Annotated in this window: 20 protein-coding genes and 1 pseudogene; 4 read left to right on the top strand and 17 right to left on the bottom strand. The window is 34.3% G+C overall.

The features are described from left to right. Positions 1-290: 290 nt before the first annotated feature. The 6 genes from HHU08_RS11175 to HHU08_RS11150 all read right to left on the bottom strand — a co-directional run bounded on the left by HHU08_RS11175 (position 291) and on the right by HHU08_RS11150 (position 5,740). Positions 291-1,628 carry an ISLre2 family transposase gene (locus tag HHU08_RS11175; protein ID WP_169188460.1) on the bottom strand — a complete coding sequence of 446 codons (1,338 nt, stop codon included), beginning with the start codon at positions 1,626-1,628 and terminating at the stop codon, positions 291-293. Between the two features lie 564 nt (positions 1,629-2,192). Then, positions 2,193-3,308 carry an IS4 family transposase gene (locus HHU08_RS11170; RefSeq protein WP_016201461.1) on the bottom strand — a complete coding sequence of 372 codons (1,116 nt, stop codon included), beginning with the start codon at positions 3,306-3,308 and terminating at the stop codon, positions 2,193-2,195. 106 nt (positions 3,309-3,414) lie between these two features. Next, positions 3,415-3,834 (bottom strand): hypothetical protein, encoded by a 420-nt coding sequence (locus HHU08_RS11165; protein WP_205835605.1) that lies wholly within the window; start codon positions 3,832-3,834, stop codon positions 3,415-3,417. 104 nt (positions 3,835-3,938) lie between these two features. Further along, on the bottom strand, positions 3,939-4,175 hold the full coding sequence (locus tag HHU08_RS11160) for a hypothetical protein (protein WP_169188458.1): 237 nt from the start codon (positions 4,173-4,175) through the stop codon (positions 3,939-3,941). A 119-nt stretch (positions 4,176-4,294) separates the two neighbouring features. Further along, on the bottom strand, positions 4,295-4,939 hold the full coding sequence (locus HHU08_RS11155; protein ID WP_169188457.1) for a TVP38/TMEM64 family protein: 645 nt from the start codon (positions 4,937-4,939) through the stop codon (positions 4,295-4,297). Positions 4,940-5,269: 330 nt separating this feature from the next. After that, complete coding sequence (locus HHU08_RS11150) at positions 5,270-5,740, bottom strand: DinB family protein (RefSeq protein WP_169188456.1); 471 nt, start codon at positions 5,738-5,740, stop codon at positions 5,270-5,272. Positions 5,741-5,936: 196 nt separating this feature from the next. Between HHU08_RS11150 and HHU08_RS11145 the strand changes: the two genes are divergently transcribed. Then, a complete protein-coding gene (locus HHU08_RS11145; RefSeq protein WP_169188455.1) occupies positions 5,937-6,464 on the top strand; it encodes an isochorismatase family protein in 528 nt (175 codons plus the stop codon). Positions 6,465-6,576: 112 nt separating this feature from the next. On the opposite strand, the gene HHU08_RS11140 is transcribed toward HHU08_RS11145, so the two are convergent. The 3 genes from HHU08_RS11140 to HHU08_RS11130 are packed head-to-tail and all read right to left on the bottom strand — an operon-like array spanning position 6,577 to position 8,514. Beyond that, a complete protein-coding gene (locus HHU08_RS11140) occupies positions 6,577-7,278 on the bottom strand; it encodes a hypothetical protein (RefSeq protein WP_169188454.1) in 702 nt (233 codons plus the stop codon). After that, on the bottom strand, positions 7,275-8,150 hold the full coding sequence (locus tag HHU08_RS11135; RefSeq protein ID WP_169188453.1) for an ATP-binding cassette domain-containing protein: 876 nt from the start codon (positions 8,148-8,150) through the stop codon (positions 7,275-7,277). Before HHU08_RS11135 ends, HHU08_RS11140 begins: the two co-directional genes overlap by 4 nt. Then, complete coding sequence (locus tag HHU08_RS11130; RefSeq protein WP_169188452.1) at positions 8,143-8,514, bottom strand: GntR family transcriptional regulator; 372 nt, start codon at positions 8,512-8,514, stop codon at positions 8,143-8,145. The genes HHU08_RS11135 and HHU08_RS11130 overlap by 8 nt, the downstream gene beginning before the upstream one ends. A gap of 234 nt (positions 8,515-8,748) precedes the next feature. Between HHU08_RS11130 and HHU08_RS11125 the strand changes: the two genes are divergently transcribed. From HHU08_RS11125 to HHU08_RS11115, 3 genes are all read left to right on the top strand, one after another. Then, on the top strand, positions 8,749-9,015 hold the full coding sequence (locus tag HHU08_RS11125; protein WP_169188451.1) for a YueH family protein: 267 nt from the start codon (positions 8,749-8,751) through the stop codon (positions 9,013-9,015). A gap of 181 nt (positions 9,016-9,196) precedes the next feature. Continuing rightward, positions 9,197-9,700 carry a GNAT family N-acetyltransferase gene (locus HHU08_RS11120; protein WP_169188450.1) on the top strand — a complete coding sequence of 168 codons (504 nt, stop codon included), beginning with the start codon at positions 9,197-9,199 and terminating at the stop codon, positions 9,698-9,700. A 255-nt stretch (positions 9,701-9,955) separates the two neighbouring features. Next, the gene (locus HHU08_RS11115; RefSeq protein ID WP_169188449.1) at positions 9,956-10,501 is read left to right on the top strand and encodes a GNAT family N-acetyltransferase; all 546 of its coding nucleotides are present in this window, start codon (positions 9,956-9,958) and stop codon (positions 10,499-10,501) included. Positions 10,502-10,768: 267 nt separating this feature from the next. Here the strand turns inward: HHU08_RS11115 and HHU08_RS11110 are convergent. The 8 genes and pseudogenes from HHU08_RS11110 to HHU08_RS11075 form a co-directional block, all read right to left on the bottom strand. Beyond that, positions 10,769-11,261, bottom strand: a pseudogene (locus HHU08_RS11110) (dihydrofolate reductase). A 20-nt stretch (positions 11,262-11,281) separates the two neighbouring features. Continuing rightward, positions 11,282-11,938 carry an HAD family hydrolase gene (locus HHU08_RS11105; protein WP_169189661.1) on the bottom strand — a complete coding sequence of 219 codons (657 nt, stop codon included), beginning with the start codon at positions 11,936-11,938 and terminating at the stop codon, positions 11,282-11,284. Between the two features lie 313 nt (positions 11,939-12,251). Next, a complete protein-coding gene (locus HHU08_RS11100; RefSeq protein ID WP_169188448.1) occupies positions 12,252-12,683 on the bottom strand; it encodes an NUDIX hydrolase in 432 nt (143 codons plus the stop codon). A gap of 34 nt (positions 12,684-12,717) precedes the next feature. Next, positions 12,718-13,287 carry an alpha-ribazole phosphatase gene (cobC, locus tag HHU08_RS11095; protein WP_169188447.1) on the bottom strand — a complete coding sequence of 190 codons (570 nt, stop codon included), beginning with the start codon at positions 13,285-13,287 and terminating at the stop codon, positions 12,718-12,720. Positions 13,288-13,379: 92 nt separating this feature from the next. Beyond that, complete coding sequence (locus HHU08_RS11090; RefSeq protein WP_169188446.1) at positions 13,380-14,318, bottom strand: ketopantoate reductase family protein; 939 nt, start codon at positions 14,316-14,318, stop codon at positions 13,380-13,382. A gap of 115 nt (positions 14,319-14,433) precedes the next feature. Then, on the bottom strand, positions 14,434-14,604 hold the full coding sequence (locus tag HHU08_RS11085) for a hypothetical protein (RefSeq protein WP_169188445.1): 171 nt from the start codon (positions 14,602-14,604) through the stop codon (positions 14,434-14,436). A gap of 2 nt (positions 14,605-14,606) precedes the next feature. Then, complete coding sequence (locus HHU08_RS11080; protein WP_169188444.1) at positions 14,607-16,877, bottom strand: MFS domain-containing histidine kinase; 2,271 nt, start codon at positions 16,875-16,877, stop codon at positions 14,607-14,609. Then, the gene (locus HHU08_RS11075; protein WP_169188443.1) at positions 16,855-17,547 is read right to left on the bottom strand and encodes a response regulator transcription factor; all 693 of its coding nucleotides are present in this window, start codon (positions 17,545-17,547) and stop codon (positions 16,855-16,857) included. Before HHU08_RS11075 ends, HHU08_RS11080 begins: the two co-directional genes overlap by 23 nt. Positions 17,548-17,767: the final 220 nt, after the last annotated feature.

Below are 17,767 nucleotides of genomic sequence, written 5' to 3'. Positions count from 1 at the left end.
TTATTTATCGTTTTCCGGTTCATTTCTGCTTCCTTTTGACAGATATGCGATTTGTTTTTTGCGTGTCAAAATGTCGAATTAAATAGAGAATAGACCGTCCTAAATAAATACAGAAAAAAGTGCCAAAAATGATAACTGCGGCTAAATAATTGTCAAATATCTTCTTACTCGCGATTGAGTCAAGTTTTTGTGGGAGTTTTTTTAGCTCCCTTTTTTATAAAGTAAAACCTCTAAGTTTGTATCCGCTTTCCAATTGGTTTTGTTCTTCCAACTGTTGATTCTCTCATTTTTTAAAAACCTTTTAATCCCTGTAAGGCAAAGTGAACGGGTTTTCCAATCGCTTGATTTAAGTATGGCATGTTCTGACGCACGGTTTCTGTTACTAATTTTGTGGGTATTTTTCTTTTCGGTCGATGCTCTTTCTTTGATTTTTCCGTGGCTTTTTCCCATTTTCCATATATCGTTTGGATGGATAGGTCATCCTTCAATCCAATCCACAAGCGCGCCATGCTCATGACTCCTTTTTTGCTCCATGCTCTTCCATTCTTTAATCGTTTGGCTAATTGATTCATCATCGCCTCTGCACTTCCCATTGGACGATACGCTGTCGTGTCCACACCTTTTTCCTGTAACCAACTACGGTAATCTTTTATGGTTTCCTGATGATGCGTTAAAAAGGCAAGGAAATGCTCTAGTTTTTCTTCTTTTTCTGGTGTATCCATTGTTCCTACTGCGCTATTCAACTCTAGAAGTAATGTTTCTACCTGGTAGTTTCTTAACGCTCTTTTCATGTAGCGGTATCGAGGATGGCTCTTCATTAGTTGCTTCATCGAACGAGCGACATGAAAACGGTCCATGGTGAAAAAGGCGCGTTCCCGAAAATACTCCCGACATGCCGTTATCCAGCCTGCTCCATCGCCATTAATAATAAGCAAGGTTTGGGTTGGATCATACGCATAATGATTCTGTAAGAATGTTTCAAAAGCTTCCCAAAAGGGTTCTTTTTCTTCATAGAGAAAATGCCTTTTATTTCGGAGCCTGACTCGCTTTCCGTTTTCTTTCCATCCCTCATGTACAGCGGCGAATTTCAACTCCCATCCACGCTTTTTCTTTTCTTGACTCTTCACATATAATCCATCTACTTCGACAAACAACACCTTTTGAAAAGGACGTTTTTCCTTAGCGGGAAGTACGCTTGTATGAAGAAGATGTTGCCGTAATGCTTCGTGGCTCATCGCCGAATAGCCTAAAAATTGTTCGAACGTTTCCACCGCCTTTCGATAGGAGGAACCATTTGTCGCTAATTCTAGCCCCCATTCTTCTAATAGTGGACTAAACCCTTTATTCCCTTGAAACTGTAAATAATGATCTAACAGACAAATATATTTTTTGGTTACACGATCGAAATAATAATTACGCTTCAGCTCCACTGCTCCAAACGCTGTATCTACTCGTATTTCTCGTTTATCTCGTAAAGCAAATCTTCTTTTGTCTCGTTGCTGAGCAATCTCTAGATCCCAATTTTCTAATGTTTGAACAAGGATTTCTTGAAAGGTCATTTGTAGTGTTCGAAATAAAGTTTTTTCCAATTCTTTTAATGATGGCATTTTTGTGTTACATTGATTCATGAGAGCCTCTCCTTTTCGTAGTGTTCTAGTCAAACTCTACTTTACAAAAGGAAGCTCTCTTTTTTAATACTTAATTTTTTCCAGCTACCGCGCTTTCGCTTGGTGGCCTTTTTGTCTAGTTGGGGGACTCGTCCCCCAACTAGACAAAAAGGATATTTATTCTCCCACAAACATTTTACTCATACCTTACTCGCAATTAATAATAATAGGAAAACTAGCGCAATCATTAAATTAAAAATCGGATAATTTTTCATTCCTTTCCCTTCCCTGCTTCTTCATTTAATATTATGTATGTATTTCTTACGGTAAAATAGGCTGTCTATCCCGCTAACAGCTTGGGGTTAGACAACCTATTCTACCTTAATAGAGAACGTATAATTAGGATTTCCTTGATCCCATTTGGCATAGATGTTATATCACTAGTGTTGCATAAATATTGTCGCAATTTTCAGTCTGATTATCCTCCTTGTTTAGAGCCAAAAAGGTAAATACCTATTCAAAGGTGGCTCCATCCATTTGGGTTTTTTTTACAATTAGACTTGTGCGACAACAACAATTTGCTTATTAAGGGATGGCTTTCCCTTCAATCTTTCGAAGCCAGATATGGGCTGGTTTCCACAATGCAGCCCTTAAATAACGGCTAATTTGTAAGGTTTTTCGCTTACTTCTTGTTTCAAGTTGTACGAGAACATGTAGGCAAAAAACAATCAGTGCGATAAACACTTGGTTTTGAATCGCCCATTCACTTTGACCGTAGAACTTTTTGATGCTGAGATGCTGTTTGATCCATTTAAAGAACAACTCAATTGCCCACCGTGATTTGTACATCTCTGAAATTTCTTCGGCACTCAAATCAAAACGATTGGTAATTAAATGCAGTTCATTTCCTTTTGAATCCATCACTTTTAGAAGACGAAAGTAATTTTCAGCACGGTTTTGAGTCGTACCAATCAACACCATTTGATCTGACAAAACAGCTGAATTCTCGGGTAGTTTAAAATTATAAACTTCCCGTATGACTGCGTTTTTCCGTAGCCTTGAAAGAAAAAAGTAACCATCATCTGTCATTCGGTCAAAGCGCTCGTAATCTAGGTAGCCACGGTCAAACACATACATGCATTCTTTATCATCAACCATGATTTCAAGCTGACCACGATCATGTTCTTTTGCCGTTGTTAAAACAGCCTTTTCAGGATAGGAACTCCCTTTTTCCATAAACACAAGTCTCAAATGCAACTTGACACCCGCTTTTGTTTTGCGGAACTTTGCCCATTTATGATTGGTCAAATTAAGTGGCAATGTGCTTGAATCAATGATTTTTAACGGCATAATAAGCTTTGTATAATGTGTTTTTGCATGAATTTGTGCGACTAAATCAAGGAAAAGCCTTTGAAATAAATCTGGATTTATACCGTTTAATCGGCGTGAGAGCTGAGAAATACTGATTGAATCAAGATCAATGCCTTTTTGTAGTTGGTCGTCGAAAAGACAATCGCTTAGCTCATGCAAACTTTCGACTTCTTGTAGCTGTGCAAAAAGGAGTAATTTTAGAAATGAGTCTGTTTTTAGTTTTTTCGTATAGTAATCTAATTTCAACGTTTTCACGGTTTCTTCAAAAAGTTGAAGATTTATTGGTGAAAACCATTGTCCAAATGAAGTTTTTCGTGTAATCTTGTCCATGAGTTGGTCCTTTTTTAGTGGATTTGGACGGGTTACCACCTGACTTATCCATTATAAAGGACTTTTTCTTTGCATAAAATAATAAAATTGAACATTTTAAGTATTTTTAATAGTGAAAATAAATTAATGCAACACTAGTGATGTTATATACATATATACCTTTTCTATCAGGAACAGTCATCTTGTTTCTATTAACCTCTATAAATTCCTCTTCCCCATCTTCAAACACTTCTGCAACCTGTAATGATCCGTCTAAAGGTTTTTTATTAAAATCAATCGTAATCGTTGCATTCGGTTCCACTCGAACAGAACCATTTTTCAATCCCATATCCCAAGGAGATGCATAAACATAATCGACACAGGAGCCCTTCAAGGAGCCTTGCCAGCAATTTGAGCCAATTGTAGTTGGAATTTTGTTATTCTTCCATAATACCTCAGGTTTTGGTGGTTTGGAAAAGTATATCGTATCCATTAATACCCAAATACAAACAAATATAAATGCAATTATTGTTACCACCATAAACATGTGAACGTTTTTATCCCCTTTCATTCCTCTTTAACTATTGGACGATTGATATTGCAGAAAAGTTTCGATTTTTCTTTATAAATAGAAAATTTTGGAGATATTTTTTATTCGCCACCGCCACTGCCACCACAATCTCCTCCACTATCAAAGGAAAAACCTCCACAATCATTCCCTCCATTGAAGAAAGATGCATTTGGACCATCTGTTGGTATTTCTGAAAATGGTGGAGAATGATAGATGTTATGATAATGACTTATGTCGTTCGACTCTCCTTTTGAAGGAGCACTAAATATATTTACCAATAAGATTGCTATAAATACAAAAATAATAATTCCTAACATCGTTCAATTCCTCCCTCTTTATGCTTATAGTTTGTATACGAACCTTCCTCTGAAATGGTTTCATAATTTTTACAATTAAAAAACCGAAAAGCAGAAATCCTACCTTTCGGAAAATTTGATTATGCTCTTTTCTTTATTTCCTTTACTTTTTCCATAAAGGACGGCTTTCTTCTATTAAAATAATAGAAAATCCCTGTAATCAGCAAAACGATAATAATTAGTGCAAGTGGATTAATATTCGTGGAGAATACACCGTAGGGAATTAATGCAAGGACAAAAAAGTAAAAGAAATTTCCTATCGCTGTTCCAATGGTAAAAGGACGCAAAGAAATATTGCTTACTCCTGCAATGATATTTAAAATACTAGTCGGGAAGAAAGGAAAAACCCTACCATAGATTACATATCTCATTCCTTTATGTTCGATTTTATCAAGCATATCTTGGTGATTTTTGACTTTGCTATGAACGAAATCTTGAAACCAAAAGCGTATAGCAAGAAAGATAATCATTGCTGCTATCACACTTGACAACCAACTCCACAAAAAGCCATAAAAGAAGCCAAACGAGTAAAAATTTAGGGTAATAACTAATATTAACGGGATAACGGTAAAGCTATTTTGAATAATCATTATAAATAAACTTACTATAAGTGCATAAGTAATATTATCTTTAAATACAGATGTGACAGAATCAATTTCCCCTTGACGAATCGCCTGCAAAATATCTGTATAACGGAAAAATAAAATAAAGAGGCTGATCGTCACAAAAAATGTGAATGGCTTCCAAAAATGTTTTATAATAAATCACCTTTTTCATAAATTATATGTCACATACTAAAGAGTGGTACACTTTAGATGATTCATTTTACTACAAATTTATGCTTTTCCTTTTTTTTATAATTATCAGTTTTCTACCCTTTTTTCTTTTTTTTGAATCTAGATTACCAATACCTGTTATTTACAGCCATTGCATTATCTTTAATAAAACAAAAAACACTATTCATTGGTAATAACTTTCCAAGATGAATAGTGTTTTATTTATTAATTATCTCATCTTTCATTTTTTCTAACAACTATATGTCTGGTGATTCTAGCCTATTCAAATAATAAAATATTCAAGTCTTTTCCATAACAGTAAACAAGCAGTGTATGTAATTGAGCTCTATGATGATAGATATGTGCGACTATTTCTAATAGCCACTCATACCTTGTATAGGTTGCACCCCAATAAGATGTAGTCCTTTCTTGCAATTCCGATTCGGTGATATTTCTATAGCTATCTTTTAATATTTCATAATTATAGGCAATAGCATCTTTTACATCCTTGACGCTTTTTAATGAAACACTAGAATAGTATTCCGCCATCTCTTTTTGAGTCGCACCGTTTGATATCAATAAATCAGCCCTACAAATTACGGCAATATGTTCTAATAGCTCGCCTATCGATCGTTTATTGCTTGCCGGCCTCTGCTGTAAGTCAGCCTCTTTTAATGTCTCTATCATTTCGATTATGGTTTTTAAAGCTATTTCTATTTGATTTAATGCACTAGCAGTATATGTATTCATCCATAACCCTCCTCCAAAAACGAATATATGTTCTTATTTTCAATTATAGACTATTCTATCAAAAGTTCCATACAAATATTCGTTAATTCTGACTTTTTATGCAAGTAGAGATTAACTTCCAATCTATTAAATGTCCTTGTTGACCTCCTTTTCCATCTGCTATACTTTAAAAGAAACGAACAGGAAGTGTTATTTAATGAGACAAGCACTTATTATCATCGATATGCAAGAAATTTTCTTTAACCATCCCCAAAACTATTTATTTAATAGGAATCAGTTAGTACAAAACATCAATATATTAATCAAGCAAGCACACGAAAAAAACATTCCGGTTATCTTTATCCAGCATACAGATCCCAATGAGCAGGACGAGCTTTTTGAGGGAAAAGACGATTGGAAACTGCATCAAAATCTATTGTTTTCCTCTGACGATAAGATAATCAGAAAGTCAAAATGGGATGCGTTCTACCAAACAGAACTTTTGGATTATTTAAAAAGCAAGAAAATCGAACAGCTTATTTTTGCTGGCGTACAAACGGAATTTTGTCTTGATACTACTATAAGAGCAGCCTATAGCTTAGGATTTCAAAATAATCTACTTTTCCCAAACACCCAAAGCACCATTAATGGCTCCGTTTTACAAGCAGATGATATTATTAATCATCATGAGTCCATTTGGAATAATAGATTTTTAACGGTGATAAATGGAGAAGTAAAACTTTAGCCATAGGACTCTCATTTCCCTTTCATTTGCTTGAAAACGTTTCTACATACTCCCAAAATCCCTATTCCAAATGGAAAAGAGCCAAACAAAATTGTTTGGCTAATTGTTTGGCTTAAAATGCTTTCTTTTGTCTAATAAACATACGATTGCTTTTTTCTAAAGGGGCATTTTTCATTAATAAATAGGCTGAAAGCAGAAAGACAATGGCTATTCCAAGCAAAATCGCAACAAATTGGAGATGTTTCGTAAAAATCAATTCTGTTAACCAGCCCATATCTCCAAAAACAACCACAATCGTACCGATAACTACAAGGAAGGTCGCTGCTGAAAGGGATAAAATCGTCCCATAATTAAACCAAATCGTTTTGATAATCATCCCTAAACTGAATAAAAAGAATAGCCAACAAAAATCTACCCATACATATACAAGCCAATTAGAGCTATTTGTGAGTTCTGCTAAATGCAAAAGATTAATCGACCCGTTTATATGGTTGGTAATTAGATAAAATAGATTAAGGACTACGACACTAATAACACCATAAATGAATGCTGTAAGATACAAAGCAAAAACAAATTGTTTTCTAGTACCGCCTAGAGAAAGAATATATTTGTATCCACTAAAATTAGCAAACGGATAGATGAGAAAGACAATAAATAGAGGACCGAATAAGATAAAGGATCCAGCGTCTGCAACACCAATAAATCCTAAAATATTGTAGAAAGCAAAGAGCACAAAAGTAATAGCTGCATTTATATAAAATGTTAAGCTCATTTCTCTCATCATTAATTTGAATGGTCCAGTAAAAGTATTCATACTTTGTGCACCTCTTTTTTCGTTGTATAGTTAACTAGATAATCCTGCAATTTCGCTTTTTCCACTGTAACGCCAGCTTTGTTAGCCCTTGCTTTCCACTCCTCCGTAAATACATCATCAATCATCACATTGATTTGCTTGCCAAGTTTTCTTTTTTCTATAAGGCTCTGCCCTTCTATTAAAGGCTCTATCGCTTCCGCTGATCCAGATAATAGAATACCATGCATTTTCAACTCTTCCGTTTCTTCATAGCGTACAATTGTCTGCTCATTGATAATCGCAATCTTTTCACACATTGCTTCAATCTCATCAATATGATGGGTCGATAAAATAATAAAACGAGGATCTTCCTCATACGTATCTAGAAGTGCATCGTAAAATTGCTTTCTCATATAGGCATCAAGGCCATTTGTTGGTTCATCCATAATGGTTACAGGAGCTTTACTAGCGAGTCCCAAGACAATTTGTAGCATTGTTTGCATCCCTTTAGAGAAATTTTTGATTTTCTTTTTTCTTGGTAATTCAAATAAAGTAACTAGATGTTCAGCTAGCTCTCCATCCCAGTTTTTATTAAATAGGGCACCAAAACGAAGCGCATCCTCGACATTCCAAAGAATCGAAAAAGGGTGATTTTCTTGAATATACGTTATGTTGTTCATTGCTTCTTTATTGTTATACGGTGTTATACCATTCACATTAATAGAACCGGCATCGATATTTTCCAGACCAGATAAAAGCTTCATAAACGTCGTCTTTCCAGATCCATTTCGCCCCCATAGCCCCATAATGATCGGTTCTGTTTCTGAAATATTTACATTTTTTAGAGCTGGCACATTCCCATAGGAAAACGACACATCTTCGAGTTTAATCATCTGTATAATCCTCCTTAATTACTTGAAGTAATTCTACTTTTTTTATTTCAATACGCTTTGCTTCTTCCATCATTGGTTTTACATATTCGTTGTAAAAGTCTTCTTTACGCTTTTCCAGCAGCTTTTGTTTGGCACCCTCTGCAACAAACATGCCAACACCACGTTGCTTATATACGTATCCAGCCTCAACCAATGCTGCAAGCCCTTTTTGCGCAGTTGCTCGATTAATTTGGTAAAACTTAGAAATTTCAGTCGTAGAAGGGATTTGATCACCTTCTACAAGCTCCCCTTCCACAATTTCATTTGCTATCATATCTGAAATTTGCTGAAAAATAGGCTTTGAGTCATCAAAAACAGCTTTCACGGATTTCTCCTTCCTTCACACGTTGAACAGTTGAACGGTTGATTAGTTATGTAATCAACTATACAATAGTTGTTCTTTTTTGTCAAACTGCCCATTTCATTTTTTTATACAAAAAACACTTTTATATTGCAAACATATCATTCATTTGACATTTTATTTAAATCTTCTATTTTTGGAAAAAAACGTCGAAAAAAAGGAGTATAATGGAAATAAAAAAAGGGGGAGGTTGTTGTAATGATTACCTTACTAGAAGATATTGCTCCATTAGGACTAAAAGATACGAAATTATATATCATGAAAACAACTGATTCTTTTGTTATTTCTATCCCTAAAATTAATTGGTCTACAGAGCTGAGCAAATCAGATTCTACCCATGATCAATTTGATCATTTACTTCATTCCTTAACATTTCATATGTTTGAGGGAAATTGTTCCGAACTAGCAGAATGCATCACAGCATCTATTGGGAAGTATGAAAATTCATTAGAAGAAAGTCTCTGACCTTTCATTTATATAACGTCATACTTAAAGGCACAATGGATGATCACAGTAATCTATTGTGCCTTTTCCATTTGTTAATCTTCTCTCTTCCACTTCCCCACTCTCAATTTAATTGCATAAAATGATTCCCATACGCTAAAATGGTTAAATGAATAATAGAATGATTAAAGGAGTTTTTTTCTTGGAGTTTCTTTTTACGAGTGAGCGATTAGGTTATCGATTATTAACATTAGAGGATGTAGAAGCATGTGAACAGTTTTGGGGAAGGGAAGAAGTCATGACCTATTGTGGCGGGAGTACTGACTCTGCCTTACTTCCTCAAGTTATTGACTTTTACCAGCAATGTCAAGCTGATTTCGCCCTTTCTGTTTACGGAGTGGTTGATTTAGCTACTAATCAGGTGATTGGGGCAGCTGGCTTTAATATAGAGGATTCTTTGGACGAAGTAGAGCTTATTTTCCATTTTACAAAAGACAATTGGAACAAAGGCTATGCAACAGAAGCAGCCATTGCATGTATGAAGTTTGCTGAGGAGCAAGGAAGTGTTCAAAAAGTAATTGCTTCTGCTAGTATCGAAAGCAAGGCTTCTTTAAACATACTTGGCAAAATCGGCTTTCAGTATATGGGAATCAAATATTTTGAGGATTTGGAGCAGGAAGAAGCTTATTTTGGGTTTGTTTTTTAAGTAAACGGATAATAGTTTTATCATGGAGGGCACAAGAATTTTAACCGGTTCCCATCCCCATCGTACATAAAAAATGTCTACCAAATTGTTGGTTAAGGTTGATAGACATTTTTTATTGTTATATAAGGGTTATGCTTTAGCTTTTTGTCCCAATACATTAAGACATAGTAATTTTATCTAAAGATGCAGCATTGTTGAATAAAATGGAGTTAATTTTTCTTAAAGAAATATTTCTCTAAAAGGAAGTGAGTATTTTTGGATAATGAAAATAAAATCATTATTTCTCCATTAAACAATGAGTTAATAGAGGATATTAATAAGACAAATGATTATTTTAAGTTGTATGGTAAAGTTGTCCCTAGTTTACAATCAGGCAAATGGTCATATAAAGAGATTCTTTTTGATGAAACTAGAGAAACACGTTTTCCAGATGATAAACTTGATTGGAGCCAATATATAAATCGAGAGGACAAAGCTTTGTTTTTAGCTTATATGAATAATACTTGCATAGGACAAATTAGAATAATGAAGGATTGGAATCGTTTTTGTTATATTGAAAACATTGCTACTAAAAAAGATTATAGAGGAAATGGAATCGGAAAGTTGCTCTTAAATAAAGCGGAAGAGTGGGCAAAACAAAGAAAACTTATCGGAATGTCCTTGGAAGCACAAGACGATAATCTTGATGCATGTAGATTTTATGTAAAACAAGGATTCATACTAGGTGGGGTCGACACACTAAAACAGTCATATAATCCAAATATTGAGACCACTTTGTACTGGTATAAGTTATTCAAGTAAAGGCGTTAGTTGGATAGCGAAAAGATACTAGGTATATTTTATGAGGCTGGGCCAAAACTAAATAACTAATATGTAAAGATGAACAATCTCTAATTTAGCTCTTAAATAAAGCTACTTTCTCATGATGGTTATCTATGTTTTTAAATATAGTCAAGTGTAATAACTAGGACGTTCCGTTGCGCTACAGACGCTCGATTCTCCAGGGAGGAAGGAGTCGAGCGTCCTCCGCTCCATTTCACTTCGTTTTTAACCCAACACACATAATGTTTAAAAAGCCAAGCGTTCATAAACATGAAAATAGTAAGAATAAGGATTTTTTTCATCTGTTATTCCTTTGGTAACAGATGTCTCCTTCCATTCATTTAAATCAACATTTGGGCAGAACGTGTCCCCTTCAAATTCTGCATGAATCTTGGTTATGTACATTGATTCTACATATGGAAGAAACATTATATATATTTCTTCGCCACCAAAAATAAATATTTCTTCTTCCTTTTCACATAATGTAAATACTTCATCTAATGAATGTGCCATTTCACAGCCGTCCAATACTAACTCTCTATCTCTAGATAAGACGATATTCCTTCTGTTTCTTAATGTTTTTCCAATGGATTGGAAGTTTTTCCCCCAAAAAAATAATGGGATGCCCTAAAGTTATTTTTTTCACATACTCCCAATCTCTCGGAATCCTCCAAGGAATATCATTTTCTTTCCCAATTACTCTGTTCTCGTCCATCGCTACAATTAAAGATACCTTCATGGAGCACTCCTCTTATTGACTTATGTAAAATAGCTTAATAGTCGATCAAAAGAATCAATCTCAGCAAATGGTTTAATCTCGGTATCATTCTTGATTCTAAGTGGATTAAACCATACCCCTTTTATATTGGTATTTTGACAACCACCAATATCTATTTCTAAGTCATCGCCAACGAATAATGTATCTTCTGGCTGCACATTAAGCTTATTTAAAGCTAGTACAAAAATGCGTTTGTCCGGTTTACTAATCCCCACTTCATCAGAAATGATGATTGTATCAAAATAATGATGTAAATTGGTGCTCCTTATTTTTGCTTTTTGTCTATGGACGGTGCCATTTGTGATAATTGCAACTTTCACTTGGCTCTTTATCTTATTTACTATGTTAATCCTATCTTGATTTACTGCAAAACAATACGGAAAATGATTATTCCAAAAAGCTAAGATGTCATTGTGTGGTATTCTGTATTTCGGTGGATACGCATCAAAAAAAGATGCCAAAACCTTTGTTTTATCCTTTTGACCATAGCTTCTCTTGTCATATTCTTTGAATTTTTGCAGCATTCCCCTTTTTATGGAATCATCAATATCCTCATAACATTTTTCTAACATAATGAAAAATAGTTTATCTACCGCATTATCTCTATCAAGCAAGGTATCATCTAAATCAAATAGCATTGCTTTGTAGCTGCTCAAATAATTTCACCGCCCTTTTCCTATTATTTAATATCCTAGTTCTAAAATAACGACATCATATAATATGCTTTGTACAATTATATAGAGTACATTCCCAGTTTCCGCCAAAATGATTTAAAATAGTAAGGGAAGTATTATCTATATAAGTGTCTTGAAAAACTGTTGAAAGAATTTGTTAAGGGTCAGTCCAATGAAAGTACCATGGCTAACGATTAATACCCTTTTTCCTGGATATCGTAAAAACATTTTGTATTCCCCACTTGTTTTGTTTTTTTGTGATTTTTCTGCCGCTCCTTTAAAACTCTACACAAAAAGGTTGGCTGTTTTCATCCAAGCATTGCTCGATTCTTTTCCTGAAATTCTTATATGTTACCATTTTTAGAGCTTCTTCGATAGGAAAAAATCCCACTTCTAAGCTTTCAGATGATGTAGTTAATTTCCCTCCAATTGGTTTGGCTGAGAACAACGTGTTGCATATGGAACAGTCTACATTTTGGAATATCCCACAAAATTTCACTACTTCAATATCAATACCCGATTCCTCTTTCGTTTCCCTTACTGCAGCGTCTTTTAACGACTCTCCCTCTTCCACTTGTCCACCTGGCATTTCCCAGCCTCTTTTAGGTCCTTTAATTAAAAGAAGTTCCTTTTTTTCGTTAATTACAACCGTTGCCGCTGAAACGATATGTTTAGGCAGCGAATTTTGCTGGTGTGTGTTTTGAACCAATTGATTTCCCCCGTTCTCTAAATTTAATCAAGCGCTATACACGAAGCAACTCTGCATCTATCTCTGTAATAGAACTATTTTCTGTCTTAAATTTCGTCATTTCTTCAAATGGTGTATTTGTTAGATAGCATTGTAAACACATAATCACCGCACTATGTGTAACAATTACAGCATCTTCATTTGTTTCCCTTAATATTTTGTTTAATGCTGATAACACGCGATCTATCATTTCTTGGTAAGATTCTCCTTTGGGAGGCTTTGTATATTTTCGATTTTTTAACCACTGATCAAATTCTTGAGGGTATGTGTCTTGGACTTCCCTCCACGAAAGACCTTCCCACTCTCCCAAATTAATCTCTTCTAGACCATCCTTTACTTCATAATCAATGGCAGTTTCCCTACTCAATATTTCAGCTGTTTGAACGGCTCTCTGTTGTGGACTTGAATATATTTTTGAAAAAGGATAATTTAAATTTTGGATTTTTTCACTTAATTGTGCTGCCTGAATAAGTCCTTCAGTATTTAGCTCTATATCTGTACTACCTTGTATTTTTCCGTCTACATTCCATTCTGTCTGTCCATGTCTTATTAAATAAAATTTCATTTACACCTCCAAGATAGAAAATTCCCCCTACTATACCGTACATCCCATTTTCTCTCCCCTTTATCGGTAGAAGAGAACTTTTTTTAACACCATCAATGTATCAAGCTATTCTCTTCTTGCATTTCCTCCACTGTTTTAATAATTCGATAGAATGCTTGATTAATAGGCGTTTCGATACCAAGCTTCTGTCCATAATCGATTACTTTTTCAGCGAACAGAGCTACTTCCGTTTTTCTTCCCGCTTCAATATCCTGTAGCATCGATGTCTTTCCTGTTCCACCAACTTTGCTTAAGACATTGGCAAAAAAATAATCCATATCTTGTTCTGTTAGGTCAATTCGCTTTGCCTGAGCTAGCTTAATTACTTCCTTCATGGCACTTTTGGCTAGTTCTCTTGCTGGACCTTCTTTTTGAAAGAAAGCGTAGGGAGCTCGGGTCACAGCTGAAGCTTGATTCATGCCTACATTTATCATGAACTTATTCCATAATGCCCTTTCCATATCTGCCGGTACATCCACTGATATATTTGCACGTTCTAAGCAATGCTTTACTTCTTTCACACGATCCGTCAGCTCTAAATTTTCTTTCTCCCCAAAAGTAATGATTCCAGCATTGCTATAATAAATTCGGTTGTCTTCTCTTGTTGAGTCAATCCCATTACAAATTGAATAGAGAACCTTTTCTTCTCCATAGCTTTTTGCAATTTCTTCTTCGCTCGTAATTCCATTTAATAAGGATAGGATAACTGTTTGTTCTCCTACAAATGGACGAATAAGGGAGATTGCTTCTTGGAGTTGTCCATATTTTACTGCGAGGAGAAGCAAATCAAATGAGTCTGATTGTGTTTCTGGATTGATATAATGATAGGATGTTTCTTCTCCATTTATGTAAAACTTTTCTTTTTCATATTTTGTTTTCCGGTGTTCATCGACAATGATTTTCACTTCTAATTCTTCGATGTTTTGAAGCATTTTTCCGTAAACTGCCCCTATCGCTCCAAGCCCAACTATACCGATTTTTTTGATAGCCACCTTCTGTTTCCTTCCTTCCGTGATTATTCGCAATCTTTCCACTATTTTAACATAAATTTCTAGTTAAAAAAAATACTTCCTTTTTATAATTAAAGAAAGTATTTTTTATCCTATCTTATCTTTTTACTGTTTCAATCGCTCTATTAATCGCTTTGCGAGCAAGCTCTTTCTCTCCTAATTTTTGATCGATCCGAAGCATATCAATTACTATTTTTTTTGCGGTCTTTTTATTCCTAATAATCGGATATACTAATGCATACAGATGGGTTGCTTGTTTTTTATTCATGTTTAGTTTTGCTGCATGTCATTTACATTCAGCGCTAGCGTAACTTTAAATAAATCCCCATCTGTATCAATTGTGATCATTCCCTCATGAAGGTCGATGATCGATTTGGCAATTGCAAGCCCAAGGCCTGATCCATCTGTATGTCTCGATGTATCGCCTCGTTTAAAACGCTCATATAATTCATCCAAATTATCATCAAGCTCATACTTTGATATATTTTTAAATTGAAGAATAGCTTGCTCTTTTTCTAATTTAATAGAAATATAGACTCGTGAATGCTCTAAAGAATATTTCAAAATGTTACCTATTAAATTATCAAATACTCTCCAAAGCTTCTGCCCATCAACAACTGCATAAATCGATGGTTCTTGTTTGGTAACGCGAAAATCAAGAGTAGAAGCTCTTATATTTTCATCATATTCCCCTAATGCTTGCTGTAAAAGCTGGACTAAATCTACCTTTTCCTTTTTTAGTTCCACATTGCCGCTTACCATTTTAGAGACCTCAAATAAGTCATCAATCAATACTTTTAACCGTTGTGATTTCCGGTCAATAATAGCTACATATCCTTCTTTTTCTTCTTCTGATAGATTTTTATTTTTCAATAATTCTGTGTAATTGATAATCGATGTTAAAGGAGTCCGTAAATCATGACTGACGTTCGTAATTAATTCTGTTTTTAGTCGTTCGCTTTTTGCTTGTGCATTTTGAGAGATAATTACACCATTTTTTAATGTATTGATATTATCTGCCAATGTTGCAAGTTCACTAGAATTTTTAATAGCTAAATCACTCACTTTTTGACCACTCATTATATCATTTGTATATACAACAAGCTCATTTAGTGAGTTGGTAGTTTTCACTAAATAATTGATGGCTGGGATTCCAATAATAATCAATACTACAAGATAGAGTGGAGCGATAATTGGAATCATAATCGTCAGTAGTAATCCAATGCCTAATCCGAAAACAATAACCAAACAGAGAATCAATTTAGTCAGCGGTGTTCTACTCGAAAATAATAGAATGAAAGGTCTTTTCATCGCTTTAAAACATGTATTTATAAATGTATTTGCCCAAGTTAATTTTTGACCTTTTAATTTATCTTTATATAAAAGAGATATTTGGACAAATGATAAGGATATAAAAAGCCATGCTAAGCATCCAAATAGAATAACATCTTTCCAAGATTCCCCTTCATTATACAGTTGGATCTCAAATTGATCATATACTCCCCAAAGACCAATTATCGCAACTATTATACTAATTAACAGTAAGATAACCCCAATATCAATCGGAACTTTTTTATAAAACGACCATTCCCATTGTTTTAAGATGCTTCTTCTCGTTAAGAGGAAAAAGCAGCTTACAGCTAAACTGATGATACTAATAACACTAAACCAAATTACTTGTTTTTGCTGTATTTTATAGTTTTCCTCGTCTTTATTTAACATACTATCTGCATTTAAGTTGTCAGGAACAGCAATTTGTCCCTCAAAGCTGCCTATATTCTTCTTTATGCCATTTAAAATCGAAACTTCAGTCGCAACTGTATCTGACGAACCAAACTCATACCAAGGAGAATCTAATGAAATGTATTGATGCTCCCACTCATCTTTTGGATCAACATGAATATCCTGAAGAAATTTTGTATTTTTCTGATTCAACATACTTTCCACGGTTTCGCCAGTGGAAGGATTTAGATTTGTTACTATTTCTCCTGTTTTCTTATTTTTAAAGTAATACTGGAAAGAATCTGCCCAGTCTTTATAATCGTATTCCCCGTACTGTAGTTCTTGATAGTATTCGTCTAATTGTCGTAATTTTTCTTTTTCTATCTTTGCTTCTACATATTCATCACTTTGAAAATTTTTCGTTATATCAGAGATTTTCTTATCTCTTTCTTCTATGTATAGCTGTTCTGCTTCATTGCTTCCCGTCTCTTTAGCTGTTTGAATTTGCTCCTCATACTGACTTTTTATATTTTGGATTTGTTCATTAAGATCTCCATAATAATAACGGTAATCATTGATTTCTTCTTGCGTCACTGTGATGTTCTTCTTTGCTTCTTCTAGCGGAACAGAATATAATTCATAATCACTAAGAAGACCAATAAAGTAATTCATCCTATTTTGAAAGATAGCGGTTTTATAATAATCTGTTTGCAAATATCTATTAAACCATATGTCTAAAGATGTAATTCCACTAAGTCCGATTGTAATAAGTAATGTCCAAACTAAAAAAAGAACTTTACCTCTCGATTTTGTAGCCAATGCCCCACACCACCTTTAAAAATCGAGGATTCTTTGGATCTACTTCGATTTTCTCACGTATTTTTCGAATATGTACTGCTACCGTATTTTCGGCATTGTATCCAGGTTCTTTCCATACACTTTCATAAATTTCCGTAATAGAGAATACTCTGCCTGCATTTTTCATCAATAGATCTACTATTTTGTATTCAATAGGTGTTAGCTTTACGCATTCTCCATTCACCGCGACTTCCTTTGCCTCTTGGTCTAAGGTTAAACCATTTAAATCTATTTTTTTCTTTACTCCATCAAAAGTTCCAAGTGTCACATATCTTCTCAGTTGTGATTTCACTCTTGCGACTAGTTCCATGGGATTAAAGGGTTTAGTTATGTAATCATCTGCTCCAATTTGTAATCCTAATATTTTGTCGGTATCCTCACTTTTTGCACTTAGCATAATAATGGGGATATTTTTTTGCTCTCTAATTTTATAAGTAGCAGAAATACCGTCTAAATTCGGCATCATTATATCCATTAGAATTAAATGGATCGTTTTTTCCATTAATAGATCTAAAGCTTCTACACCATCACTTGCTTTTAAAACCGTTATTCCTTCGTTTTTAAGATAAATTTCAATTGCATCTCTAATTTCTTTTTCATCATCTACTACTAACACATTGTAGTTCCCCAACTCTACGCACCTGCTCTCTCTCTTGGATGTCTCTATCATATGAAAAAAATCTTAAATTTCCATAAGTAAAATTCTTAAGAATTTCTTAACATTCTACTAAGATATTCCATCCTCTTATTCTATCAAAGGAAGATGGTGTTCACATCCACTATTTATGTTTCTTTTTAAACTATGGTATATTTAGAACAATTAAATTATACGGAGAAGAATATGTGCTATC

This window comes from Niallia alba, from assembly GCF_012933555.1.
Taxonomy (GTDB): domain Bacteria; phylum Bacillota; class Bacilli; order Bacillales; family Cytobacillaceae; genus Niallia; species Niallia alba.
The sequence above is the reverse complement of the archived record's forward strand: the minus strand, read 5'-3'. Positions and strand labels throughout refer to the sequence as shown.